Annotated in this window: 18 protein-coding genes; 5 read left to right on the top strand and 13 right to left on the bottom strand. The window is 57.8% G+C overall.

Going from position 1 to position 23,834, the window contains the following annotated elements:
• Position 1: 1 nt before the first annotated feature.
• From ACO6TG_RS19320 to ACO6TG_RS19300, 5 genes are all read right to left on the bottom strand, one after another.
• Positions 2-1,684 (bottom strand): AMP-binding protein, encoded by a 1,683-nt coding sequence (locus tag ACO6TG_RS19320; RefSeq protein WP_422374686.1) that lies wholly within the window; start codon positions 1,682-1,684, stop codon positions 2-4.
• The gene (locus tag ACO6TG_RS19315; RefSeq protein ID WP_422374685.1) at positions 1,681-4,020 is read right to left on the bottom strand and encodes a nucleotide sugar dehydrogenase; all 2,340 of its coding nucleotides are present in this window, start codon (positions 4,018-4,020) and stop codon (positions 1,681-1,683) included. The genes ACO6TG_RS19320 and ACO6TG_RS19315 overlap by 4 nt, the downstream gene beginning before the upstream one ends.
• Complete coding sequence (locus ACO6TG_RS19310) at positions 4,017-4,901, bottom strand: hypothetical protein (protein ID WP_422374684.1); 885 nt, start codon at positions 4,899-4,901, stop codon at positions 4,017-4,019. Before ACO6TG_RS19310 ends, ACO6TG_RS19315 begins: the two co-directional genes overlap by 4 nt.
• On the bottom strand, positions 4,894-6,690 hold the full coding sequence (locus ACO6TG_RS19305; RefSeq protein WP_422374683.1) for a radical SAM protein: 1,797 nt from the start codon (positions 6,688-6,690) through the stop codon (positions 4,894-4,896). Before ACO6TG_RS19305 ends, ACO6TG_RS19310 begins: the two co-directional genes overlap by 8 nt.
• 105 nt (positions 6,691-6,795) lie before the next feature.
• Positions 6,796-7,896: a radical SAM protein gene (locus ACO6TG_RS19300; protein WP_422374682.1), complete on the bottom strand. Its 1,101-nt coding sequence runs from the start codon at positions 7,894-7,896 to the stop codon at positions 6,796-6,798.
• 982 nt (positions 7,897-8,878) lie between these two features.
• Here ACO6TG_RS19300 and ACO6TG_RS19295 point away from each other — a divergent pair.
• Together ACO6TG_RS19295 and ACO6TG_RS19290 are read left to right on the top strand one after the other, a co-directional pair.
• The gene (locus ACO6TG_RS19295) at positions 8,879-9,964 is read left to right on the top strand and encodes a class I SAM-dependent methyltransferase (RefSeq protein ID WP_422378914.1); all 1,086 of its coding nucleotides are present in this window, start codon (positions 8,879-8,881) and stop codon (positions 9,962-9,964) included.
• On the top strand, positions 9,965-11,188 hold the full coding sequence (locus ACO6TG_RS19290) for an MFS transporter (RefSeq protein WP_422374681.1): 1,224 nt from the start codon (positions 9,965-9,967) through the stop codon (positions 11,186-11,188).
• A gap of 183 nt (positions 11,189-11,371) precedes the next feature.
• On the opposite strand, the gene hemA is transcribed toward ACO6TG_RS19290, so the two are convergent.
• Positions 11,372-12,592, bottom strand: coding sequence for a 5-aminolevulinate synthase (gene hemA / locus ACO6TG_RS19285; RefSeq protein ID WP_422374680.1), 1,221 nt, complete (start codon positions 12,590-12,592; stop codon positions 11,372-11,374).
• A gap of 197 nt (positions 12,593-12,789) precedes the next feature.
• On the opposite strand from hemA, the gene ACO6TG_RS19280 reads away from it, so the two are divergent.
• Both ACO6TG_RS19280 and ACO6TG_RS19275 read left to right on the top strand, forming a co-directional pair.
• A complete protein-coding gene (locus ACO6TG_RS19280) occupies positions 12,790-13,497 on the top strand; it encodes a Crp/Fnr family transcriptional regulator (protein WP_422374679.1) in 708 nt (235 codons plus the stop codon).
• On the top strand, positions 13,494-14,054 hold the full coding sequence (locus tag ACO6TG_RS19275) for a DUF4202 domain-containing protein (protein WP_422374678.1): 561 nt from the start codon (positions 13,494-13,496) through the stop codon (positions 14,052-14,054). The genes ACO6TG_RS19280 and ACO6TG_RS19275 overlap by 4 nt, the downstream gene beginning before the upstream one ends.
• A gap of 705 nt (positions 14,055-14,759) precedes the next feature.
• Here the strand turns inward: ACO6TG_RS19275 and ACO6TG_RS19270 are convergent.
• The 7 genes from ACO6TG_RS19270 to ACO6TG_RS19240 all read right to left on the bottom strand — a co-directional run bounded on the left by ACO6TG_RS19270 (position 14,760) and on the right by ACO6TG_RS19240 (position 21,631).
• Positions 14,760-15,272: an Hcp family type VI secretion system effector gene (locus tag ACO6TG_RS19270; RefSeq protein ID WP_422374345.1), complete on the bottom strand. Its 513-nt coding sequence runs from the start codon at positions 15,270-15,272 to the stop codon at positions 14,760-14,762.
• A 904-nt stretch (positions 15,273-16,176) separates the two neighbouring features.
• Complete coding sequence (locus ACO6TG_RS19265) at positions 16,177-16,446, bottom strand: hypothetical protein (RefSeq protein WP_422374677.1); 270 nt, start codon at positions 16,444-16,446, stop codon at positions 16,177-16,179.
• Between the two features lie 6 nt (positions 16,447-16,452).
• Complete coding sequence (locus tag ACO6TG_RS19260; RefSeq protein ID WP_422374676.1) at positions 16,453-17,019, bottom strand: cytochrome c oxidase subunit 3; 567 nt, start codon at positions 17,017-17,019, stop codon at positions 16,453-16,455.
• A 2-nt stretch (positions 17,020-17,021) separates the two neighbouring features.
• Complete coding sequence (locus tag ACO6TG_RS19255) at positions 17,022-18,959, bottom strand: nitric oxide reductase activation protein NorD (protein ID WP_422374675.1); 1,938 nt, start codon at positions 18,957-18,959, stop codon at positions 17,022-17,024.
• A gap of 10 nt (positions 18,960-18,969) precedes the next feature.
• On the bottom strand, positions 18,970-19,779 hold the full coding sequence (locus ACO6TG_RS19250) for a CbbQ/NirQ/NorQ/GpvN family protein (RefSeq protein ID WP_422374674.1): 810 nt from the start codon (positions 19,777-19,779) through the stop codon (positions 18,970-18,972).
• 5 nt (positions 19,780-19,784) lie between these two features.
• Complete coding sequence (locus ACO6TG_RS19245) at positions 19,785-21,155, bottom strand: cbb3-type cytochrome c oxidase subunit I (RefSeq protein WP_422374673.1); 1,371 nt, start codon at positions 21,153-21,155, stop codon at positions 19,785-19,787.
• A gap of 23 nt (positions 21,156-21,178) precedes the next feature.
• On the bottom strand, positions 21,179-21,631 hold the full coding sequence (locus ACO6TG_RS19240; RefSeq protein ID WP_422374672.1) for a c-type cytochrome: 453 nt from the start codon (positions 21,629-21,631) through the stop codon (positions 21,179-21,181).
• A gap of 428 nt (positions 21,632-22,059) precedes the next feature.
• Between ACO6TG_RS19240 and ACO6TG_RS19235 the strand changes: the two genes are divergently transcribed.
• Positions 22,060-23,736 carry a cytochrome D1 domain-containing protein gene (locus tag ACO6TG_RS19235; protein WP_422374671.1) on the top strand — a complete coding sequence of 559 codons (1,677 nt, stop codon included), beginning with the start codon at positions 22,060-22,062 and terminating at the stop codon, positions 23,734-23,736.
• Positions 23,737-23,834: the final 98 nt, after the last annotated feature.

The following is a 23,834-nucleotide window of genomic DNA, read 5'->3' as shown; positions in this document are numbered from 1 at the left end:
ATTATGCGTCACTTTCAATAGATACGCCGTCCAGGAAGACCGGGCGCAGGTTCGAGAGGATCGCCGAGGAGACTTTGGAAAAGCGCTGACCGACCTGACGTCTCTGGATTTTCCCGGTCGCCGTCTTCGGGATCGGTTCACTTGAGATCAGGACAGCGGTCGGGCGCTGTTTCGGTGCAATTTCCTCCAACGCCTGGCGGATACGCTTCTGCACGGCCGGCGAACCGGCAGTTTCCACGTAGAGCCCAATTTCTTCCCCCGCGAAGTCGTTCGCAAAGCCGGCGACGGCGAATGGAAAACTCTCTGCAAGCGCGCGCAATTCCCACTCGATGCTAAGGGGAGAGAAGTTCTCGCCGTGCTTGATGATGATTTCCTTCACGCGCCCTGAGATGAAAAAGAACTTCCGTCCTGCAACCTGCCTGTACCAGCCGAGATCGCCTGTCCGGAGCCAACCGTCGACAACCGTCTCGCGGGTCGCCAGTTCGTTGTCCCAGTAGCCCGTCATAAGGCTTGGACCGCGGATGACGACTTCGCCCTCCTCCCGTTCACCAAGATGCCGGCCGGCTGCATCGACAATATCCAGTTCCATTTCAGGCAGCGCAGGGCCTATGGAAGGCTGGGCTTCTCGATGCATCACATCGTCATAAGTCGCAGCATCCAGATCGTAGGGCATGGTCGCCGCGAAATTCGTGCACTCGGACAGGCCGTAGCCCTGGTGGATCCTGATGCCAGTCTTCTCGTAAAAACTTAGCGCAATGTCGCTCCTGAGAGGCGCAGCGGCCGAAACCACGTGATGCAGCGACGGGACACGCGCTTGCACGAAGGGCCTTTGGGAAATCAGCCGGATCATCGAAGGTACAAGGCTGATGATTTCGACCTCGTTCTCCGCGATCACACGCTCTAGCGACATCAGCGGCAACCCGTCGCTGAGGATCATGGTTGCCCCTGCGCGGAACCCGGCCCAGAACGAAAAGCCAAATGCATTGGCGTGAAACAGCGGCAGAACGCAGAGCAGTTTGCGGTGGCGGTCAAGCCTGTGGCGCTGAATCAACCCCTCCGAATTGGCGTCGAGACTGGATCGCGGCAGGCAGACACCCTTTGACCTTTGCGTCGTACCGGAAGTCGACAGGATCACCACGGGCCAGTCGGAAGGTGCATCGAAGGGCGCGTTGTCGACGGCATCGGCCGGGACGTCCGTTTCGGAAAGAGCAAGGTGATGCAAATCCACCAGCCGCGGCGGAGTCGCGCCTTCAAATGCCCTTTGAATATGCCGGGACCCCGTGCCTTCCCCGTTTACCACACACAGACCTGGTGTCGTCAGGTCCCACAGATGACGAAGATCAGACGGTTGAGCAGCCGGATCGGCGGGCACGATCACTGCTCCGACGAACAGGCAAGCCAGATAGCAGATCACCAGTTCCGGGCAATTTGACGAGAGGCACATGACCCGATCACCAGGCGCCACGCCGTGATCCGCGGACAGAGCTCTTGCTGCCGCTCGCGACGCATTCAACAGAGCCCCATAACTCAGGCGGCGCTGGACATTTCCTTCCACGGTCCAGATCAGGGCGTCGGTACCTGGCGGGATCTCGGCAAGACGAGACCACAGCCCTTGCGTCACATCGATGCCCAGCCGTGTCACCGCGTCAGGGTCGTCTGCCAGATATGTGGCGTCCCATGTCATGCGCGGCCCGCCTTCTCATAGGCCATCACGCCGCCCAGCGAGGCGTCGGAATAGAAGGCAATGTCGTGTCTCGGGACTGGGCTGAACCCCCGGGAGGCGAAAACGCGCGGCCAGTAGTCCGGTTCATAGAAGCCGGAATACGCGCCTTTCTCCTCAGTGCGTGCCGACCACTGATCGAGGAAGGCAAAAACCAGTTCGCCCGGCCAGACATGGTCGGCCGGTGGAGCACCTTCCGAAACGATGATCCGCCCGCCGTCGGCGAGCAACTCGGCGAGCCAGCCGATGGACCGCGCCGGGTCATCAAGGACATGAAGCACATTGGTTGCAATGACAATGTCGAATGACGCCGGTTTGAAACCCTGCTCGACAGCGGGCTTGTTGAGATCGAAGAGCCTCAGATCGACCGTTCCCTGACCCGCGACATCCTGCATCCGGGTCAGGAAGTAGGAACTGACATCGGTGAAGGAATATCGCGACAGCCGTTGAAAGGCGGAACCAGCCAGGATCCGCCTGGTCGTTGCCCCAACGCCACCACCGACTTCAAGCACCCGGTCACCGTCCCTTGCAAGAGCTTCGAAGGCGCTAGCAGCCTGCGCCGAATAGTGCTGGAGGAGACCGCTTTTCTTCTGACTGGCCTCCCAAATGTCGCGTCCGTGACCTGCGAAGAGCGCCTGGATTCCGGACCTGTCCCCCTTGAGAAATTGCGGGGCACTCTGATGGCAATGGGCAACGAGCGGGAAGAATGTCTCATCGGGATGAGAAGCCATGCAGTATTCAAGGACCTCCTGGAAGGGAGGTGTCTCGGCCTCCTCTCCAGCGACGATGGCTTTCAAAACGGACATCAGGTAGTCAGCCTGGGGCGCAGGCTGGCGATCGGCCGGAACGGTTGCCAGAATGTCTGAAGCAAAGCTCCGCGCCAGCTGCCGTGCTGCGTTATAGACGGGTTGCTCCTGCAGCCGGAGGCCTTGAACCGCGCGTTGCGGCCGGCCAGGGTGAAAATACCTGACCTTCGTTGCGTTCTCGAGCGAAACGGCAGCACCATCGTGATCGACGATAGCGACCGGCCGATCACGCAACGCCAACTGATCCCGCAGCAACGCATCTGGCCAGTGCGCGCTTTGATGGGCGATGATGACCGCATCGGCGTTACGGACCGCGTCACCGAGTTCCGAGATCGGGCAGAGCTGGGCGAAGTGGTCTTCTCCCAGTGCGCCATCCGGCATCATCGGCTCGAACACCTTCACCGACCAGCCTTTGTCGTGCAGCAAGCGCGCGCACCGCTCCGAGGCACTGCAAGAGAACCCTCGCACATCCGCCCGATAGGACAGCCCAAGAACCACAAGTTCTCCCCTGTCCGGCTCACTTGTCTCGGCGGCCCCCGAGATGAATTCAACAACCGTTCGATAGACGTTTTGCTGAACATCTTCGCAAGCCGACAGGATCTTCGAACGAGTGACCGTGCGGTTCAGATCGGGGTCGAATTCGAGATATTTCGGCGATAGCGGAATACAGTAACCGCCGACACCTATACCGGGTTGATACTCCTCAACATTCCACTTGGTGCCGGCGAGTTTGAGAGCGGTTCTAATCTGAAAGTCAGGAAACAGGGTCGCCAGTTCGTTGGCAAAGGAAATGCCGATGAAACGAAAGCAATTCTCGATGGCCTTGACCAGTTCCGCAGTGTCGAGGCTGTCGGCAAAGATCAGGTTAGGTGTGTTCGGGGACAGAAGGCTCGTCAAACGCTCCTCAATGTCCGGACTGGACGTTCCCACGATGCGGAACTGTTCGTTCATCGCGAAGTAGCGCCCACCAAAGACATCCCGGCGGGGCGAGATTGCCACATGAAAGTCACGCCCGAGTTTCAGCCCGGTTCGTTCGAGAGGCGCAATGATCTCACGCTGTGTGATACCGCGCGAAATCGTGGATTCGCACAACAGTATGACCGGCCTCTCATCGTCTGATCTGGGCGAAAGGATCTTGGCAAGATCGGCGACGACAGCGGAAAGGGCCGAGTAATCGACTGCGTCACCTTTTTCGGTCGGAACGTCGATGAAATGTGCCGAGACCGAATGCGTCGGCACATCCGACAGGTTGTCGACGATCGATACGGCGCGCTTCATCAACGCGTCGCGTGAACACCCCGGCACCTGCTCTAGCGCACCGGGAAAAACGACTTTGCCCTCTTTCAACGCTGCCACGTGACGGGAATTCGGATCGTATCCGTACACATCGTGCTCGTCGCTGCCTGTAATGGTGAGGAAGCTCGTCAATCCGATATATCCAAGGCCCCAGATAAGAACGGTCTCCCGCTCCTGCGTAAAACGGTTCGTACTCATCCGAGCGCGACCTCCTGTCGTCTCAATATTACGGTGTAAGAAAAGATGATCAGCCAGACACAGACGTATCCGGTCAGCTCCGATGCGTTCGGGTATTGAATTCCCAGTTTCGCGGAGAGCAATATCGCCAGCGGAAACCTGAGCAGCTCCATAATGAGCAGCAGCCGGAAATTCATACGCCCGTGGCAGTGGAGAATGCAGTAGTTCGCCAGATACGAGAGCACAGCGACGATAAGCATGTTTCTGCCGACAAAAACGATGTTCTCGAGCTGCCCGGAGAGTGCAGCAATTGCCAGAAAAAGCAGGCACATTCCGAACGTCCCGGAGAACGCGAATGCGGGCGTCGCCATTCTGGCGGGGCTCAGCCTGCAAAGAGCGATTGCGCAAGCCGAGCAGAAGGCTGCTGTAAGAACGGATAGCAGCACCACAAAGCCATCAGTTCCGGCGATCCTTTCAATGAGGACAAGTGAAACAGCAATGATGATCGCCAGTTCCGCAACCCTGCCAGGCATCGTCCGGAATGCCAGAAGGCTGGCAACCAACGTCAGCATGATGGGCTGGAACAGGTAGGTCAGGGATGCCGAGGAGGGCCCTCCCAGCTCAATGACATGCAGCAGGAGGAGCGTATTCGCCGCGAGGAAACCCACACGGACAATATGCGCTCGCCAGGATATCGAAAGGCTCGACAAGACATTCGGTTGCGAGAAGCAAACGAAGAAAGCGATCGGCGTCGCAAACAGGTACCTGCAAAAGGCGACAATCGCACTGTTGTCGTCCAGTGTCAGGAAAATCACGGTGTCTGACGAGGCATATAGCAAGGTGCCCAGCAAAAAGGTGCCCGACAACGCTATCTGCCGTACTGCAACTGGCTCGTCATGCATATTTCACGGAAGCCCTGAACGACGGCAACCCGAAATACAGGTTCTCGATCGGGTAGGAGTCGAAGCCTTCCAGATACGAGAACTCATATCGGCGTTGTGAGCGCGAGTTGCTGAAGCTGTCGCCCAGATACACGGGCAGAAAATCGTAGTCGAAACTTCTTTCCTCGCGTTCGATCTCTCCTTCAACCGAGAAGGCTGCCGACGAACGGGGGAACAGTGCGAAGTCGAACTCCAACGCCTCCAGAAGGACCGTGCGCTGCTCAGTGGGCAGGTCTGCGTGGAATTCCTCTTCGAGATATTGGCGGATGGCGTCGAGCAGGCCGGTTCGGTCAGCGCGCAACAGCTTCCAGGTTTCCGCCAGGCTTTGCCGGTGAAGAGACAGGGGAAAGCGGAAGAACTTTACAAATGGCCGGACGGTTTCGTTGCGCCCGCTCATCACCCAATCCGGGAAGCGCTCGATTGTTTGAGCGTAACCGACACCCGTCAGGTCGCGCAGGACGCGCGGGTAAACATAAAAAATCCCCAACGCGATCCTGAGGATGTTGTTCGAAACGATGAACCTGAGCCCACGCTCGAAGTCAGCCTGCCCCATGTCCGCATGCTCGATGCAGTACTCGTAGACCGAGTCGACTTCGACCCGTTTGGTCTTGATCTTGTACCGCTCGATATTGCGGTGATACTCGGTGTTGGGAAGGATGTAGAGCGGGTAGACCGACAGGGTGTCGGTGTAATAGGCGAGATCGTCATAGGACTTGAGAAACGTTTCGTAGTTTTCGCCCGGCAGACCCCAGATCAATTCGCCTTTCGGAACCACGCCGCTTGCGCGGCACAGCCGGGCGATTTCCTCAATCTTGTTGACGGACATGTTCTTGCGGTTGGCAAGATCGAGCGTGTGCGGATCCGTACTTTGCAGCGCGAGTGTATAGCTTGAGTGGATGCCGGCCTTGTTCAGGCGCGAGCAAATTTCAACGATGCGTTCGTTCGAATTCTTGGCCCAGTTGGTGTTGACGACGCGCGGGAACCCATAGGTCTGGCGAAGTTCAATGATCTTATCGGTAAGCTCAAGATCTCGCTTCAGGATTCCGAAATTCGCGTCGCAGATGAACCAAGTGTCGATGCCCGCCTTCGCAAGAAGTTCGAACTCTGCGAACAGCCGCTCCATCGAAAAGCGCCGTACCTTGCTTTGCACCGCCGCTCCCCAATAGCAGAACGAGCAGTGATACGGACATCCCCGGTTCGTCTCGATCAACGCCGACGTTGTCCGGTTCGCGTCCAGAGAGACAACGCCGGTCAGATAGGGTGACGGTATCTCGTCGATATCCTCGATCCGTGGACGGGAACCGGTGTCCACGATGCGACCATCCTCGGCGCGAAAGCTGAGACCTGCGATCTCTGACAGGTGCTCGGTGGTATCCAGCGTCAGGAAACTCTTCAGCAGGTCGCGAAAGGTGAATTCGCCTTCGCCGTGAACGAGGATATCGACATGTTCTCGTCCCTCGAAAAAGCCCGGTGACTGGTTCGACACATGGTTGCCACCGAACATGATGATGCAGTCGGGTAATGCGGCAGCCAACTTGCCAGCAAGCGCGTCGGCCCTGAGGATCGCCCAACCCTGGCAGGAAAAAGCAATGATGTCGGGCTTGTAGAGCAAACACTCTTCGAGAACTTCTTCGAATGGCTGGTTGTAGACATCGAACTGCAATTTGAAATCGTAGGCAGCATCGACGTCCGGGCAGCCCTGGGCAGCGGCAACAAGATAGGCCGCGGCGATGGGCAGGTAACCTTTCATTCCCGGCGGCTCAACCAGTAAAACCCTTTGCTTGTCGCCTTTGCGCCGAGCGCACACTTTCTTCGCTATCGATTTTGCCATTTGCCTATCCGGGTGGTTTTTACTTCAGGCGTTCTGAATGCGGAGTTCGACCGCTTCATTCAGGGTGTGCTCCCGGCATTCCGCCGGGCACCCGCCACAGGCCGCTCGCTGGTCGAGTTCCTCGACAACGGTGCGACGCGTCCGGCCGCTCCATACGTCTTCGAAACGGCGATCATGAATGTTGCCAATCGCGTAGGTCTGGTCGCCGACGGTCGGCGTACAGGCGAACACGCTGCCATTGGGGTCAATGCATGCGAAAAGGCCGCCGCGGTTGGCCCAGCATCGTGCGGTCGCCACCGGTGGAACGGAGAGCGATTTCACGAACCGTTGCAGCCACGGCGATCTGGAGTCCGGGGTGGTCAGCTCGTCGATCTTGAGGCGCAACGTTTCGTTGTCCGCCTTGATCTTGTCGACCTTCCGCTGCTCGAACGCCTTGAATTGCTTGTAGTAGATCCCGTCCACGCCGATGGCAGCCAGCGTCTCGTCGATCTTGCCGATATTTTTGATGTTCTGCCTGGTGACGACCACGACAGCGTAGATGTTCAGACGCTCGAAAGACCTGCGCGCCTTCAACTCGACCAGACCCGACAACATGGCGTGTGCTTCCGGCCACGTGTTGCCGCCCACAACCTGCTTGCGCCACTCGTCTTCGTCGACATCGGGAATATTGAGAAACATTTCGGAAAGGTGCGGCAGCAGACGGCCGGCCGACGGGTCCAATGCACCGGCTTCTCGATCCCAAAGCTGATCGCCGCTGCTGACGAGTGCAACACGCGAAAACCTGTCTGCGAGAGCGATCGACCGTTCGATCCGCTCTAGGCCCCAGTGCAACGGCTCACCGCCGCCAGAGAAGATCACACGGCCGATCCGCATTTGCCGGAATTCCTCGAGCAAACCGGCAACTTCTGCCTCGGACAACTCACGTCCGCCTTTGTTGCGCGCGATGTGCGAACAGAAGGTGCAGACACGATGGCAATTCGCCGTCGGTTGTATCTCCACGGACATGGGTGCCTGGTCGGGCAAGTATCCTGCGGCTGAAAAATCGACAGATGACAAACCTGAAAGGCGGTCCAAGTCCAGCTTTCTGTCAACCACTACGTGCATATCATCAAATTGCAGATTCACTTAGCCGTCCTGAATAATTCAATCAAAAATTGCGGGCACTTCTCGTTTCGCACAATCAATAGCTGCGTAAGTTTGGTAATTCAGTCAGGTGACAGTTTTATGACACGATTTTTTCAAAAACTTTTCGGAAGTTTCAAATCAACATTCAAAAATGGTGATCATTTTCATGGCTTTAGTTTATTATTTGATATCTTTAAACTTGATTTTGAAGCTGAAAATCAATTCTTGAAAGTATTCATATCAACTCGAACCGCCAAGGATGCCAACTCTCCCTGTTCGGGGTCATGAATTTGCAACAAACCTTTTGGCAAAAAAAACAAGTTTTACGTGCTTTTTTCTTTCTTGTTATCAATGACTGTAGCGAAAAATGCGGACCAGCCCCAGCCAATCCGACGGGAGACACAAGGCGACTGACGCCAATATCGGAAACGCTGTCAGCACCAAGGCCCCAACGAGAAGCTGCAAAAGCCCCCCCCTGCCACGATTAGCCGGAAGGCACTTTAAAAGAAGGTAATTTAAAGAGTTTTCGACCTTTCGCGCGGCAGCCACACAACAAAAACATGGGTAAAGACGCGATGCCTGAACTGAAAATTACCACCCCTATAGGTGGAATTATGATCCAGAACACTCGCAAAAATACACAAATATTTCAAAAAACATTCACAATTTTGTAGAGCAAAAATATCTTATTGCACCAAAATATTGAAATTCTAGAGGCCCTTGCGAACGATGCCTTCATTTTCCCAATCAAGACACACTGCTACACAACAGGATCGTTTCAATCTTTCAGATCTTTAATCAGAATATCAATAACTAAAGGAAAGTTTAGTGAACACTTTTTCTAGCTTTTATTTTCGACTTAATTCACTAATTCGATCAAATGAGACTCTTCATACATTAGATGTATCAAAAGAGACCCTTGGCCAGTGAAATCACACTCATTCGTTTCAATTTAACTTCTTTGCAATCAGGGTATAGTTACGTGACTTCCGACAAGATTATCGAAGAATGGCGCAAGGCACCGCGTCTGAATTCGTTTGCGTCCTTCTTCAACAACACGGCCGCAGGCAAAGCTGGCTCACCCGACCTGAAGGAACCGGCCCCAGATCAACATCTTCTTCAAAATGACCTGGATTGTCTTGTGTTTTGGGACAGCCATCGTCGGCTCTGGGGTCATTTTGATCGTCATTACTTCGCCAGCATTCCGTTTCGACTGGAAGAGGAATGCCGTCTTGGGGCTGCCATCCTTGCATATGGTCAAAGGGTTTGGGCCCGCAGCGAACGCGCTGCAACAATTTACACGCTTGGCGCCGGGGAAGGAACGTTCGTCCGCACACTTGCCAAGCTGGGCGACGGCCGGCTTAAAACCCTTTGCTGCAGCCCAACCGCTGGAAATCGCGATTGTTTCTATGCCAAGCGGGGGAGCGGAGACGCGCATTTCTTTCATGGCCCGTTTTTCGAATTGACCGAAAAACGCTACGCTGAGGATTTGGAGCTGCAACCCTTTCAGGATGGTTTCGACGTATTGCTCGAAGACACGACCTTTCAGATGTACGGCTCAGATCGGGAAAACCAGTTTGCGTTCGTCGCACCGAGAATTCGAGCGGATGGAGTTTTTGTACAAATTGAAAAAATCTCACATCCAGACCTGGAAGAATACGACCGGCGCGAGGTGCAAAAAGACGAGACGTTCAAGGCCAAATATTTTCTACACGGTCAAGTCAAAGCAAAAAAACGCGAAATCCTGGAAACCATGACAGACTGTGAGGTTTGCCTCAATAAAACAATATCAGCTTTAAGTAAACACTTCAGATACTCTGCAGCCACGTGGAATAGTGGAAATTTTTACACAATCGTTTCTTCTAATTCAAAAGACTCCCTAAGAGACTTTGTGACGATGATGATTCGACCCGCAATACCCCCCGAGTTTTGCTACGAAAAACTTCCGCTCACTCTGCTGTATGCCGAGAATGGCTCAGACTTGGTTGACTGGTCATGGAGAGACCCAAAATCAGTCGAGACAACCATGCTTGAAAGAACCAGAACTTACTCGAAAGCATTTGCGTAAATGACGCGTCAGATACGTGGCCTTTTCCTCTCAAGCATGTTTGTTTCCAGTATAAGTCGAAACGCATTCTTTGTATCGACTGCATGGATAATGCTGGTAACAACAAATAGCGTGAGATCGGTTGCGCTTCTTTTGATTGTCGGCACAATCACCGAATTCGCGATCAGCGGTCCGGCCGGATTTCTGGCGGATCGGTTCAAAAGGCAAACGGTTTGCATCATTGCCGATCTGGCAAGGGTGCTGATTGCACTGGCTTTGGGATTATCACTCGCCGCCTGGAGCAGTCCTGTTGCCCTATTTCTGGCGGTCATCTTCTACTTTGCAGCCGATCGTATTTACATCACCGCAATCCAATCCATGGTCCCCTCGGTTTGCCAGTATGGCCGGCTCGTTTCATTCAATGCCTGGTTCTATGTGGGCATGCAGGCTGGCAATCTGGTTGGTGCCTTTGCCATCGGAATACTTCTGGAGACCGTCTCGCAACGCGACGCACTTTTTGCCATCGCTGCCTGCTTCGTCGCGTCAACGCTGTTGATGCTTGGACTTTCAATGTTTTTTCGAACAGCGTCCCCTCGGCACCGAACTGAGGCATCAACAGAAACACCCCTGCAAACGGCAAGCATCACCTTGCTCTGGCGACAAACCCGATTGCGAAAGCTGACGATTATCTATGCGCAGATCTACACGACAGGCATGCTCATCAACATTCTTCTGTCTGGCTATGTATTGCGCGAGTTGCATGGGACCTCGATCGAATTCGGCTACCTCGAGGCAGCCTGGGCGGTCGGATCGGTTGTTGCCAGTGTCGTCCTCACGACCACTTTTTTCGGCAACCCGGCGAAAAGTTCAATCTACTATGCACTTTTCGCGTCCGGGATGTGTATGGCCGCGTTCTTTGTCGTCCCGACCTTCTTTCCCGCAATGGTCCAGCTGGCATTTCTCGGCGCAATTTACAACATTGCCAGGATCCTGATCGACGTCGAGATACAAAGATGCGTCAACGACTCTCATCTGGGCCGGGTCAAAGGCGTCATTCAGACCGCCTGCCTTGGATTTGGTCTGGTTGTTTACCTTTTGATCGTGGCATTTGGCGACTCGATGCTCCCATCCACAATCTTTGCAAACTATGGAGTTTGCATGCTGATCACGTCCCTGTTGCTGCTTCTGAATGGGCTTCGACAAGCGCGTCAGGCCAATACCGGCAAACGAACGACCCTGATGTGACACTTCCGCAGAATGCAGCGGCCTAGCGACAAAACCTGTTTCTGACGCAGCGCTTCAGTTGCTAGCGAAAGAGACCGGCTGCGTCAGCGCCAATCAGGGCCTGTCCGCCGGCCAGAGGCCAAGCCGTCGAAGTCCTATCATGCGGTACGGCCACCGCCCTTTGTCCGTCGCACTTACTGCCACTCAAGCCGCTCTTGACTGTCTTGCCAGCTGACACTGGTTCCAGAGCGAATGCAGGGCAACGATCAGCCGGTCGATATCGCCACAGGAATGGACCGGTGACGGGGTGATCCGGAGCCGTTCGGTGCCCTTGGGAACCGTTGGATAGTTGATCGGCTGGATGTAAATGCCAAAATCATTAAGCAATGTGTCTGACAGGAATTTGCATTTTGCCGGATTGCCGACAATGACCGGGATGATGTGGCTCGGATTGTCGACATGGGGAATGCCGAGCGTGTCGAGACGCTTGCGGACTTTGGCGACGATCTCCTTCTGTGCCTTGCGTTCCCGGTCACTTTCCTTCAGATGCCTGATCGAGGCCGTGGCGGCGGCCGCGACAGCCGGTGGCAAGGCGGTCGTGAAAATGAAGCCGCTGGCAAAGCTGCGCACGAAGTCACACAGCTCGGCGCTGGCCGCGATATATCCGCCGACCACACCGAAGGCCTTGCCGAGCGTGCCTTCGATCACCGTCAGCCGGTCCATCAGCCCTTCCTGTTCGGCAATCCCGCCGCCGCGCGGCCCATAAAGCCCGACGGCATGGACTTCATCGAGGTAGGTCATGGCGCCATAGGCATCGGCCAGATCGCAGATCTCCTTGATCGGTGCGATATCGCCATCCATGGAATAGACGCTCTCGAAGGCAATCAGCTTCGGCTTCGCCGGGTCGGCCGCCTTGAGCTTTTGTTCCAGGTCGTCCAGATCGTTGTGGCTCCAGATGACCTTCTCGGCCCGCGAATGGCGGATGCCCTCGATCATGGAGGCGTGATTGAGACTGTCCGAAAAGACAATGCAGCCGGGGATCTTCGACGCCAGCGTGCCGAGCGCAGCCCAGTTCGAGACATAGCCGGAGGTGAACACCAGGGCGGCTTCCTTGCCGTGCAGGTCGGCCAGCTCCTCTTCCAGCAGCACATGGTCGTGGGTGGTTCCGGAGATGTTGCGGGTGCCGCCGGCGCCAACGCCGCAGCGATCGATGGCCTCATGCATCGCGGCCACGACCTTGGGATGCTGGCCCATGCCAAGATAGTCGTTGGAACACCAGATGGTGACGTCGTCCTGGCCCCTCGTGTGGGTCCGGACCGCTTCGGGAAACGTGCCGCATTTGCGCTGCAGGTCGATAAAGACCCGATAGTTTCCCTCCTGCTTGAGGTCTGCGAGCTGATTTCGGAAGAAGGCTTGATAGTCCATGACATCCCCGCTTTCTCGTCTGTTCCGGCAAGACTAGGCGCGGAGAAACCCCGTTGACATGACATCGGTCAATTTCCCGGACGGGAATCCCTGCCATATCCGCAATTCAACAGAGGTGACCCCTGCCGGGGATTGTGTAAAATCCCAATGAGACGAGGAGGGGCAGGTTCGTCGGGGAACCTGACAAGGAACAACACATGCCGAATGAACGACGCAAGAAAATTGCGCAGAACTCGCTGTTGTTGCAGAGTTTTCCGCAAGACACCCAGGACATGGTGCTGTCCATGTCGAGCTGGCGCGAATATGACCGCGGCGAGACGCTGTTTCTGCAGGGCGAGACCGCCAAGGCCATTCACATCGTGACCGATGGCTGGGTCAAACTTTACCGCATCGCGCCCAATGGCGGCGAGGCCGTGGTGAATGTCTTTGCCAAGGGCCAGAGCTTCGGTGAAGCCGTCGCCTTTCGCGGTCATCCCTATCCCGTCTCCGCAGAAGCCGTCACCAATTGCGAAGTCATGCGCATCCCGAGTGTCGCGTTGCTGGAAGCCATGCGCAAGGAGCCTGAGATCGCCGTTGCGGTGCTTGCGTCCACCTTCATGCATCTGCATTCACTGGTTTCCCAGCTCGAACAGCTCAAGGCCCAGACCGGCCCGCAACGGGTGGCGGAATTCCTTTTGGAACTTTGCGAACAGGAGAGCGGCAGCTGCGTCGTCACCCTGCCCTACGACAAGTTCCTGATCGCCGGACGTCTCGGCATGAAGCCGGAGAGCCTGTCCCGGTCCTTCGCGCGGTTGAAGGCCGCCGGAGTTCATATCAAACGCAATCATGCGGCGATCGAGGATATCGACCGCCTGCGCGAATATTCTGAAAGCGATCCGGTCGAGGCCTGGCACAAAGCGCAATGACACATCTGACCCAAGCCCTTGCGGCGATCGATCAAGCCAATTCCGCCGATCCCAACCTGGAAGACGGCGCGCCTGCGGCCCGGCTCTACGGTGAACGCATGAGCGCGGAGCTGGACCGGCTGTTCCCGGAGGCCAACGATCCGCTGAAGATCGCCGCCCGCGGCCAGCATATCGAACGCTGGACCGTTCCGCGCGCCACCTATCCGGACGGAAAAGCCGGCTATCATGCCTGGCGGCGCGACCTGGCCGGCCATCACGCGGAACGGGTGAGCGAGATCATGGCCCAGGCCGGTTACGGCGACGATGACGTTGCTGCTGCTGCCCGCATGCTGCGCAAGGAAGGCATCAAACGCCATGCCGATGTGCAGGCCCTCGAAGACACGATCTGCTTTGTTTTTCTGAAATGGTACTTCGCTCCCTTCGCCGCCAAACACACGGATGACAAGGTGCTCGGCATTGTCCAGAAAACGGCTCGGAAAATGTCGGACGCAGGCCGCCAGCGCGTTCTTGCGGAATTCGATCTGCCCGAGCAGCTTGCGGCAGCCTTCAGGGACTGAGAACTGACACCCTGGCGCTCCCACTCCTTTGGCTCGCCACCAGCAACAACATCAAATCCGGGGTTTCCGCAAGGCATCGCATAGCCCCCTCTTGAACGGCCTGAATTGGCTGCCCCGAAGATCCATGCAATTTCTCCAGTGTCAGTGCCCCGGCTGCAGCGCAGCGGAGAGCTGGTGCCCATTCGCGAAGCCGCTTGTTGAAAGCGTTCCCGAAATGCAGAGAAATACAGCCATCCCCTTCTGAAAATCCGACTGCTCTGGAAGCGAGTAGGCCCCGGGTCTCGCATAGCTCGCCCGGGGTGACACGTGAAGATATGCCGACCTCTCCAATGGCAGTTGGAATTAAGGGCGCGATAGCAGGTTAGTGCGCCCCAACTCTTCGTCTTCTTTGCAGCTCCATTCCCCCAATGTCACCCCGGCCGAAGCGAAGCGGAGAGCCGGGGCCTACTCGCAGATCCGCTTGCCAAGGGGGAGCAAGAAATGCAGAGAAGCGCAGCCACTCCCTTCTGAAGATCCAAATGCTCTGGCAACGAGTGGGCCCCGGGTCTCGCAAAGCTCGCCCGGGGTGACACTGAGACAAGGCAAAGAAAAACCGCCCGGTCGCAGAACCGGGCGGTTTGAGCCGGCAGGAGGGGCACCCTGTCCGACAGGTGGGCTGCGTTGCAGGTCGCAGCCCGGAGGCGTTTTGGTCTTAGGTGACCGGGCTTAGGTGACTGGGGCGCGGTAGTCGTCGGAGGCGCTGGTGCCGGCCTTTTCGTGGGTCCAGTCACACTTGCGGTAGGTGAAGGACCACTTGTCGGTGTCGCCGCGGGACGCGTTGGCTTCGTCATTGACATCCGGCAGGATCGTCTTGCCTTCCACCAGAACCGCGTCCTCGAACTTGATCGTGTAGTAGTGTTCCTGAACACCGGCAGTCGAGGTGCGCCAGAACTGGACTTCGATTTCCAGGCTCTCGCCGGTGGCCAGGGCCTGCCACAGGAGCGGCGTGGCCTTGTCGACCGGCTTCATGAAGGTGGTCGGCATGTGGCGGCGGGTGGCGATGATCGAACCGGACTGCGGGTCACGGGGCACGATGGCGTTCTGTTCGAAGGCATAGACGAGGGATTCGCCTTCATGGCCTTCCTGCCACAGGTTGCCGATGCTGTCGGCGGTGGTTGCGTCGGACGTCATGTCGCCCTGGGTTGCGCCTTTGATGGTGATGTAAGCGATGTTGGACATTTTGAAATCTCCTGCCTGGCTGTGCGTTCAGTGAGTGTCTGTTCTTGTTGTTGACTTCCGGGGCTCGTTGTCTGGAGCCGATGGGGAGAGAATTGCAACGGGTGTGCCAACTTGCGTAATTTTCGTGATGTGATTGTTTTCGCAGCGAAAATTCTCTCCTCAGCGAAAGTGTTAAAATATGGAACTGTGCAGTTTTCTGCACAGTCGCCTCCGGACTGCGAAGAAACACGCGCAGGCAAAGTGTGACGAACATCACAAAATGCGGTTCTGGAGGGGCAAGTGAGGGAGAATGGGCGTGGAATGTCGCGGTATTGGACAAGTGGTTTGAGCCACTTGCAGCACTTTTTTGCAGTCGAGTGCGCAGAATCGCTCCGTCTAGTGCCAACTGTTCCGCTTTTCCTTTGAGGTTCTTGCAAACCCCGGTGTCACCCCGGCCGCAGCGCAGCGGAGAGCCGGGGCCTACTCGCAGAGCGCCTTGCTGTAGCGCAGGGCATTCAAATTTTTGCGGATCCGCTGTGCGAGAGGATCAGGTTCTCTGGAAACGAGTAGGCCCCGGGTCTCGCGCAGCTCGCCCGGGGTGACACCGAAGGAGACGGCGTGGCGAAGTAGGACCGGCAAAATCAGGCCACTTTTCAGCTCTGCTTTAGGTGGGCCGGCCTTCGCAGCTGTGTCACCCCGGCCGAAGCGCAGCGCAGAGCCGGGGCCTACTCGCCGGGCCGCTTTGCTGAAGCGCAAGACACCAAGAATTCTGCGGAGGCTCCCCGCGAAAAGACCGGGCGCTCTGGAAATAAGTAGGCCCTGGATCTCGCGAAGCTCGCCCGGGGCGACACTAGGAAATGCGGAAAGGCAAGGCAAAGGCCCTCGCCCCTCCTTCCTGTCCTGGATCACGAGCCCTGGGGTTTTGTCACCGAAAGGCTGGCACCAGATAGAGCAACAGCAGCAGCAGGCAGAACAGGCCGAGCACCAGATTGAACCCGCTGCGCCAGGCCGGTGCCTGGGCAAGCCCCAGATAGCTCGACAGGATGACACGGGCTTTCAGCCAGGCCAGCAGCAGCACCAGCGAGCCTGTCAGGGCGACACCGGCGCTCTCTACCAGTCCTGTCGCCAGGAGAACCGACGCCGCGCTTAGGAGCAAAAGCTGAAACCAGGCCTGTGAGATGCTGTTGACTGTCATCGATCCTCACGCCAGCAGATAAATCACCGGAAACAGCAGCACCCAGACAAGGTCGACCATGTGCCAGAAGGCCGTGCCGACTTCCATGTTGCGCGGCGTGTCCTTCCAGGCAACCAGCGCAAGAATGAGGATGCCGGCAAGGACGTGGACAGCGTGAAATCCGGTCAGAAGATAGTAGAAAGTGAAAAACGGGTGGGTTTCGGTGGAGAAGCCCTGACCGGCCAAATCGACATATTCATAGGTCTTGATGGCTACGAAAACACAGCCGAGCGCCATCGCGGCCACAAGACACCAACGCGCGGCGCGGCGGCGCTCCAGGAGGCGCAGCGCAACCGCCCTGGCAGCGAAAAAACCGCTCGTGATCAGCACGATGGTATTGGTGCCGGCAAGCGCCGGATGCAATACCGCTTTTGCTTCGGCAAAGCCGACAGGGTCGGTGATCCGTACGGCGAGAAAGGCGGCAAGTCCGGCGCCAAACACCAGCAGCTCGCTCACGATCAGGACCCACATCATCAGGTCGCCCGGCAGGTCGTCCAGACCACCGGACCGGGACTGGGCACTGTTCCTGCTCATTCCTATCCGCCTACCAGTTGCCGGTAGATCTGCGGCAGGGCCTGGGTCAGGCGGTCCGGATGTGGAATGACGGCAAAGCCCCCCTGACCGAAGAGCCGCGGGAACCAGGACTTGCCGGTCTTGTCGATGGTGACACCAAAGAGCGACTGGCCTGCGCGTCGGGCCTCGCGGACCGCCATGCGCGTGTCCTCAATCCCATGCCGGCCTTCATAGTGGTCGAGATCGTTCGGCTTGCCGTCGGTGATCACCAGGAGCAGCTTGCGTTTGCGCGATTGCTCCGCCAGCTCCGCCGAGCAATGCCGCATGGCAGCGCCCAGACGGGTGTAGAAGCCTGGCCTGAGGCCGCTGATCCGGTGTTCCACGGTTGCCGACATCGGTTCGTCGAAGCGCTTGCAGCTTTGCAGGTAAACGCGCTGGCGCTTCAGCGAGGAAAAGGCGGTAATGGCAAAATCATCACCGCAGGCATTGAGCCCCCAGGCAAGCGCCGTCAGTGCCTCGCGTTCAATGTCGATCACCGCCCGGCCGGTCACCGCGCTTTCCGTGGAGCGGGACACATCGAGCAGGATCGAAACGGCGAGATCACGGGCTTCCGGTCTGGTCTGCAGCCAGATCCGGTCATTGCCGCTGCCGCTGGCAATGCGTTCGACTTCGGACCGCACGGCCGTGTCCATATCCAGCCGGTCGCCTTCCAAGTGGCCGCGCGTTGTCACCCGGCCAGGACGCAAGGCTTCGAACTGTTTCTTGACCGACCGGATCCGGCGCGCGGCGCGCGGATCCTGCTCGGCAATGGTCCTGTCCGGATCGGCCTCCGCAACGCTGGTCAGCACGCAGACGTGATCCTGCAGGTACTTGCCCGAGCGGGTGTCCCATTCCGGATAAAGCACCTTGCCGGAGAGCCGTTCCCGGTCGACATCCTCCGGAGCGAGATCCAGATGCAGCTTCAGCCGTGTCGCCGGAGCCTTGGAGATCTGGCCGAGGCCGATTTCGTCCTGATCGTCCGCGGCCTTCTTGGCGTTGTCATTGTCGTCATCATCGACGCGGCGATTGAGATTGAGGAATTCCGCCCAGCTCAGGATCGCTTCGAACTTGTGCAGGATCAGGCTGTCCTTGCGCTCGGCCTGATCGGCCTGGCGCCGGCGCGCACGCACCGTCTTGTCACCTGCCTCTTCCGGCGTGCCGTCGGTTTCCCGGTTTTCGACCATGTCACCTGCGGAAAACACCACTTCACGCAAGTCCGGCCAGACAGGAACCGGCCGGAACGGCCGGTAGCCACGCGGCGCCGTGAATTCGTCCAGAGTCCCGCTGTCGATCTTGTCCTTCAGTGCCAGCTCTTTTTCGGAGAGCTCTGCCGGATCACCGAGCATATGGCGCAACACGGCCTCGACCCGGGCTTCCATTCCGGAGACAGAAGCCTTTGGTCTTTGATGAAGAGACCCGTGGCAAAGCGCTGTGTAGAGCTCGGCCAGTCCGGGCGCCTGATCGAGGGTCCTGCGAACCATCCGGGAGACGGCGCACAGAAGTTTCAAATCCGTCCGCAAGGGATCGTCATCCGGCTCGTGGTCCGGCGCATAGGCGGCAAGCGCCGTGAGCCAGATATAGAGCGCGGCATTGGCGTCTCTTGACGGGAACACGGCAAGCGAGGCCGGCAGGCGCAGCACCTCACCGTCGAAACTGGCTCTTGGAACGGTTTCGACTTCCGTGCCGAGGCGCCTCAGAAAGCTCAGCCGGTGGCGGGAAATCTCCTCCGAGACCGGACGGATTTCCACGGAATGGCTCCCGCCGAGGCCCCGGAAAAGAACTGCAAGCCGCCCGCCGACCTCGGAGAGGCCGACCGCGGCTCCGTGATGCACCTCAGGTGCATCGAGGCGGCTTGCAAAAGCGTGCCACAGTTTCCCGACCGTTTCTTCGGGTTCCCATGGCTCGATGTCGATCTTGCCCATCGGTCTGGCCTCACCCAAACACGGCCGTGACAAGATCTTGGAGCCCGCGTTTCACGTCTGAATCATCCGTCAGCGGTTCAATCATGGCCGTCAGGACAGCCCGCTCCACCGGCATGCCCTGGGCAATCAGGGTGGCGGCATAGACCACCAGGCGGGTTGAAACCCCTTCTTCCAGATCCTGGCCCTTCAAAGCGCGCAGCTTGCCGGCAAGACGCACGAGCGCCTCGACCCGGGACCGGTCCAGACCGCTTTCTTCCGCGACAACATCGGCTTCCAGCTCAGGAGCGGGAAAATCGAATTCCAGCGACAGGAAACGTTGACGGGTGGAGGGTTTCAGGGTTTTCAGGATGTTCTGGTAACCGGGATTGTAGGAGGCCACCAGCATGAAGCCGGGCGCGGCCACCAGCTCCTCGCCGGTGCGGTCGATCGGCAGGGTGCGCCGGTCATCCGTCAACGGGTGCAGGACGACAGTAACGTCCTTTCGGGCTTCCACCACCTCGTCGAGATAACAGATCGCCCCTTCCCGTACGGCCCTGGTCAGCGGACCGTCCACCCAGACCGTTTCCCCGCCCTTCAGAAGATAGCGTCCGATCAGATCGGCCGCCGCCAGGTCATCGTGACAGGCAACGGTATAGAGCCTGCGCCCGAGTGCTGCCGCCATATGAGCGACGAAGCGGGTCTTGCCGCAGCCCGTCGGACCTTTCAGCAGGACCGGCAGGCCGTTTTTATAGGCCGCTTCGAAGACCGAGCATTCGTCTCCCTGGGGCAGGTAGAAGGGGGCGGATGCCGCCCCCTTGGCCAAGGATACACTTCCTTCCATTGCGCTTACTCCGCTGGAACTTCGGCGCTTGGGCCGGATTCGATGACTTCACGCTTGGGAACGGCAACCGCATAGATGAACAGGAGAGCCCCGATCACAAAGGCGGCGCCGGCGCCGAAGCGCATCCAGTAGAACAGGGCCAGCTGGTCCTGGACGTCCATGAAGTAGTCGCCATTGACCCGTTGCAGGTGGGTCTGGATGGTGCCGGCAAAGGTCAGGACGAAGGTCATGAAAGCCATGCCACCGGACATCAGCCAGAACGAGGCCATATTGAGCACCTGGTTGTAGGGATCGCGTCCCCTGAGGATCGGCATGGCGTAGGTGATGATGGCCAGGTTCAGCGACACGTAGGCGCCGAAGAAGGCCAGGTGACCGTGAGCTGCCGTGATCTGCGTGCCGTGGGTGTAGTAGTTGACCCCGTGCAGCGTATGCAGGAAGCCCCAGACACCGGCGCCGAAGAAGGCAAGCGTGGCGCAACCGAGCGACCACAACAGGGCAGCCTTGTTCGGATGATCACGACGCCCCTTCCAGACCATGACGAAGGCAAAGGCCATCATTGCGAAGAACGGGATCACCTCCAGCGAGGAGAAGATCGACCCGATCCACTGCCAGTAGCTGGGTGTGCCGATCCAGTAATAGTGGTGACCCGTGCCGAGGATGCCGGAGAAGAGGGCTGCTGCAACAATGACATAGAGCCATTTCTCGACCACTTCCCGGTCAACGCCGGTCAGTTTCAGCATCAGGTAGGCCAGGATCGAGGCCATGATCAGTTCCCAGACACCTTCAACCCACAGGTGAACGATGTACCACCAGTATTGCTTGTCGAGCGCCAGGTTGTGCGGATTGTAGAAGCTGAACAGGAACAGCAAGGCCAGACCCCACAGGCCGAGCAGCAGGATGTTGGTGATCGCGGTCTTCTTGCCCTTCAGCACCGTCATGGTGACGTTGTAGAGGAACATCAGCGCAGCGACGACGATGCCGACCTTGACCCATTTGGGCTGTTCGATGAACTCGCGGCCTTCCTTGCCGAGCAGCCAGTTGCCTTCAAACAGGTTGAAGACATAGGTGACGACGACACCCAGCGTGCCGAGCACCAGGATGGCCAGCTGCAGATAGGCCAGCTTGGGTGAATGGATCTCGCGTTCCGCTTCCTCGGGAATGAGGAAATAGGCGGCCCCGAAGAAACCGAGCAGGAGCCAGACGATCAGGCTGTTGGTATGCAGCATCCGGATGATGTTGAAGGGCAGGAGCTCGGACAGGAAGGTCGGTTGGACATAGACCCAGCCGGCCAGCAGGCCGCCGAGAACCTGGACGGCAAAAAGAGCCAGGGCGACACCGAAATACGCCAGGGCAATCTTTTGAGATTGATATTTCATTGTTCGTTCCTCTTGCTCTCGGATCAGCCGGCGTCGTTCGGCGGCCAGTCCTGGGCGTCGATCTTGTCGGTCCAGATCAGGAAGTCCGCGAGGTTGCGGATTTCCTCGTCCGTGAGGTTGAAATTGGGCATCTGGCGGCGGCCCTCGATGCCGGTCGGCATGGACTCCATCCAGCCTTTCAGCGTGTCAAAGGCGGCGTCCGGGTCGTCAAGGACACCCCAGCGGGTCATCACATTGGCAACTTCGGGAGCGTAATAGGCGCCCTCGCCCAAAATGGTGTGGCAGTTGATGCAGGCATTGTCTTCCCAGACCTTCTTGCCCGCGGCCACGCTCTCCGTGATGCCGGCATGGTCGGTCGACGTGCCGGTAATGTAGAAATGGCTGTGTATCGACAGCCCCACGAAGATAACGATGAAGAACAGCGACCCGCCATAGAATATGTTTCGGGCCATGCTTTTGGTCATGACTTCGCGCATCGCGCGCTCCTTTCCCCCGAGTTGATCCGAGGGTACGGACGCATAAAATCGTGCATTCAGGTCTCAAGTTGCCTGTCAAAGGCACCCGACCAAGGCCTGAATGGACTCTTTTATGGGTCCGTACCCTAGTCTCGAGGGTGGCAGCACGGCGCGCTGTTTCCTTAACCAAAGTCAAGCAGATAACGAAGTCGGCACGAACAGCCCATTCGCTGTATTCAGGCGACCCTTGAAAAGAAGCTCCCGCATACGGAACTTTACTTAGTCTACTAAGGAAAAATTCAAGGAATACGCACGCTTTGGTCACCCTGCGCCATCGATGACTGCCAGACCAGATAAAATTCCGTCTGATCATCTTAACGAAAGTCAAGGAAGCGGGGGGGTGATTGCTCAAGTCTCGCGAATGCCTCACCAGCATTTGGAGTTTGAAAATGTCACATCCAAGACTGAAGACAAGGACAGGACCCGCGTTAGCGGCCGGTCTCGCGCTGTTGTTGGGCAGCGCGGCGGTGCCTGCCTTTGCAGAGGGCCCAACGTTAAGCGAGGAGGCCTTTGAAAGTTCCAAGCAGCTCTATTTCGAAAGATGCGCGGGCTGCCACGGCGTGCTGCGCAAGGGCGCAACCGGCAAGAACCTGGAACCGAAATGGAAGAAGACCGCAGCTGACGGCACAGTGACCGAAGGTGGCACACTGAAGCTTGGTCAGGAGCGTCTGGAAAAGATCATTTCCTGGGGTACCGAAGGCGGCATGAACAACTTCTCGGACATCATGACCGAGCAGGAAATCAAGGACATGGCCACCTACATCATGATGGATGCGCCGAAGCCGCCGGAAATGTCGCTGGCGCAGATGGAGGCCACCCGCAAGGTCTATGTCGAGCCCAAGGACTATCCGACCGAACCGCTGCACGGCCGGAACTGGGAAAACTTCTTCGTCGTCATCGAGCGTGACGTCGGCAAGGTCGCGGTTATCGATGGTGACACCAAGGAAGTGCTGGCGCATATCCCGACCGGCTATGCGGTCCACGTCCTGAAAGCCTCCGAGCACCACAAGCTGGAAGAACCGGAACATCCGGGCCGCTTCTGGTACACGATGGGCCGCGACGGCAAGATGACCAAGATCGATCTCTGGCAGAACCCGGAGAACATGCTGGTTGCCGAAGTGAAGATCGCCTATGACGCCCGCGATGTGGCGGTTTCCGGCGACGGCAAATACGTGATCGGTGGGGGCTACTGGCCGCCGCATTTCGCCATCGTCGATGCCGAAACGATGGAGCCGAAAAAGGTCGTCTCCACACGTGGTGTCAATGTCGACGGCGACTATGTGGAAGAAAGCCGCGTGGCGGCGATCTACACCACGCCGAACGAGCCGACCTGGATCGTTGCTGTCAAGGAACTCGGTCAGCTCTGGCAAGTGGACTACACCGACCTGGACAACCTGCGGATCGACAAGATCAACTCGGCCAAGTTCCTGCATGACGGGTTCTTCGACCCGAGCGGACGGTACTTCCAGATCGCGGCAAACGCCTCGAACAAGATGGTCGTTGTGGACACGGAAACCCACAAACTGGAAGCCATGATCGATACGGCCCCGCTGCCACACCCTGGCCCGGGCGCGAACTGGAACGACCCGAATTGCGGTCCGGTTGCCGGAACGACCCACCTGGGCGAAGGCACCGTGACGGTCTGGGGCAATGACCCTGAAAACCGTCCGGACGATGCCTGGAAGGTCTGCTACGAAGTGGAAACCGACGGCGCGGGCCTGTTCATCCGGACCCACCCGACCTCGGACTACATCTGGGCCGACCAGACCAAACATCCGGAGCCGGAAGTTCAGCAGTCGGTGCAGGTCATCTCCAAGGAGACCGGCGAGATCGTGAAGACCATCCAGATCACGGATGAAGAAGGGAACGTCGCCGTTCACTTCGAATTCAACCAGGATGGTTCGGAAGTGTGGGTTTCCAAGTGGAACCGGTCGACCTCGAAAGAGCCGAATGGTGAGATCGTGATCTTCGATGCGAAGACGCTCGAGGAAAAAGCCAGGGTCAAGGGCCTCTTCGCCCCGACCGGCAAGTTCAACGTCTACAACCGTTCGAACCACGTCACCTGACGACAACAGCCAAGCGTCTGAAGGGCGGGCAATCTGCCCGCCCTTCTTTTTTGCCAGCGGTGTCGGGACTGCATCGAGAGATGGTCACAAGGAAATAC

Origin of the sequence: Roseibium sp. (genome assembly GCF_965233565.1) — a bacterium.
GTDB lineage: Bacteria > Pseudomonadota > Alphaproteobacteria > Rhizobiales > Stappiaceae > Roseibium.
This window is presented reverse-complemented; position numbering and strand designations above follow the sequence as displayed.

Excerpts from the sequence above, each read along its gene's own strand:
- ACO6TG_RS19320 (WP_422374686.1), bottom strand. The coding sequence starts at position 1,684 with ATGACATGGGACGCCACATATCTGGCAGACGACCCTGACGCGGTGACA.
- ACO6TG_RS19315 (WP_422374685.1), bottom strand. The coding sequence starts at position 4,020 with ATGAGTACGAACCGTTTTACGCAGGAGCGGGAGACCGTTCTTATCTGG.
- ACO6TG_RS19310 (WP_422374684.1), bottom strand. The coding sequence starts at position 4,901 with ATGCATGACGAGCCAGTTGCAGTACGGCAGATAGCGTTGTCGGGCACC.
- ACO6TG_RS19305 (WP_422374683.1), bottom strand. The coding sequence starts at position 6,690 with ATGAAAGGTTACCTGCCCATCGCCGCGGCCTATCTTGTTGCCGCTGCC.
- ACO6TG_RS19290 (WP_422374681.1), top strand. The coding sequence starts at position 9,965 with ATGACGCGTCAGATACGTGGCCTTTTCCTCTCAAGCATGTTTGTTTCC.
- hemA (WP_422374680.1), bottom strand. The coding sequence starts at position 12,592 with ATGGACTATCAAGCCTTCTTCCGAAATCAGCTCGCAGACCTCAAGCAG.
- ACO6TG_RS19280 (WP_422374679.1), top strand. The coding sequence starts at position 12,790 with ATGCCGAATGAACGACGCAAGAAAATTGCGCAGAACTCGCTGTTGTTG.
- ACO6TG_RS19275 (WP_422374678.1), top strand. The coding sequence starts at position 13,494 with ATGACACATCTGACCCAAGCCCTTGCGGCGATCGATCAAGCCAATTCC.
- ACO6TG_RS19270 (WP_422374345.1), bottom strand. The coding sequence starts at position 15,272 with ATGTCCAACATCGCTTACATCACCATCAAAGGCGCAACCCAGGGCGAC.
- ACO6TG_RS19265 (WP_422374677.1), bottom strand. The coding sequence starts at position 16,446 with ATGACAGTCAACAGCATCTCACAGGCCTGGTTTCAGCTTTTGCTCCTA.
- ACO6TG_RS19260 (WP_422374676.1), bottom strand. The coding sequence starts at position 17,019 with ATGAGCAGGAACAGTGCCCAGTCCCGGTCCGGTGGTCTGGACGACCTG.
- ACO6TG_RS19255 (WP_422374675.1), bottom strand. The coding sequence starts at position 18,959 with ATGGGCAAGATCGACATCGAGCCATGGGAACCCGAAGAAACGGTCGGG.
- ACO6TG_RS19250 (WP_422374674.1), bottom strand. The coding sequence starts at position 19,779 with ATGGAAGGAAGTGTATCCTTGGCCAAGGGGGCGGCATCCGCCCCCTTC.
- ACO6TG_RS19245 (WP_422374673.1), bottom strand. The coding sequence starts at position 21,155 with ATGAAATATCAATCTCAAAAGATTGCCCTGGCGTATTTCGGTGTCGCC.
- ACO6TG_RS19240 (WP_422374672.1), bottom strand. The coding sequence starts at position 21,631 with ATGCGCGAAGTCATGACCAAAAGCATGGCCCGAAACATATTCTATGGC.
- ACO6TG_RS19235 (WP_422374671.1), top strand. The coding sequence starts at position 22,060 with ATGTCACATCCAAGACTGAAGACAAGGACAGGACCCGCGTTAGCGGCC.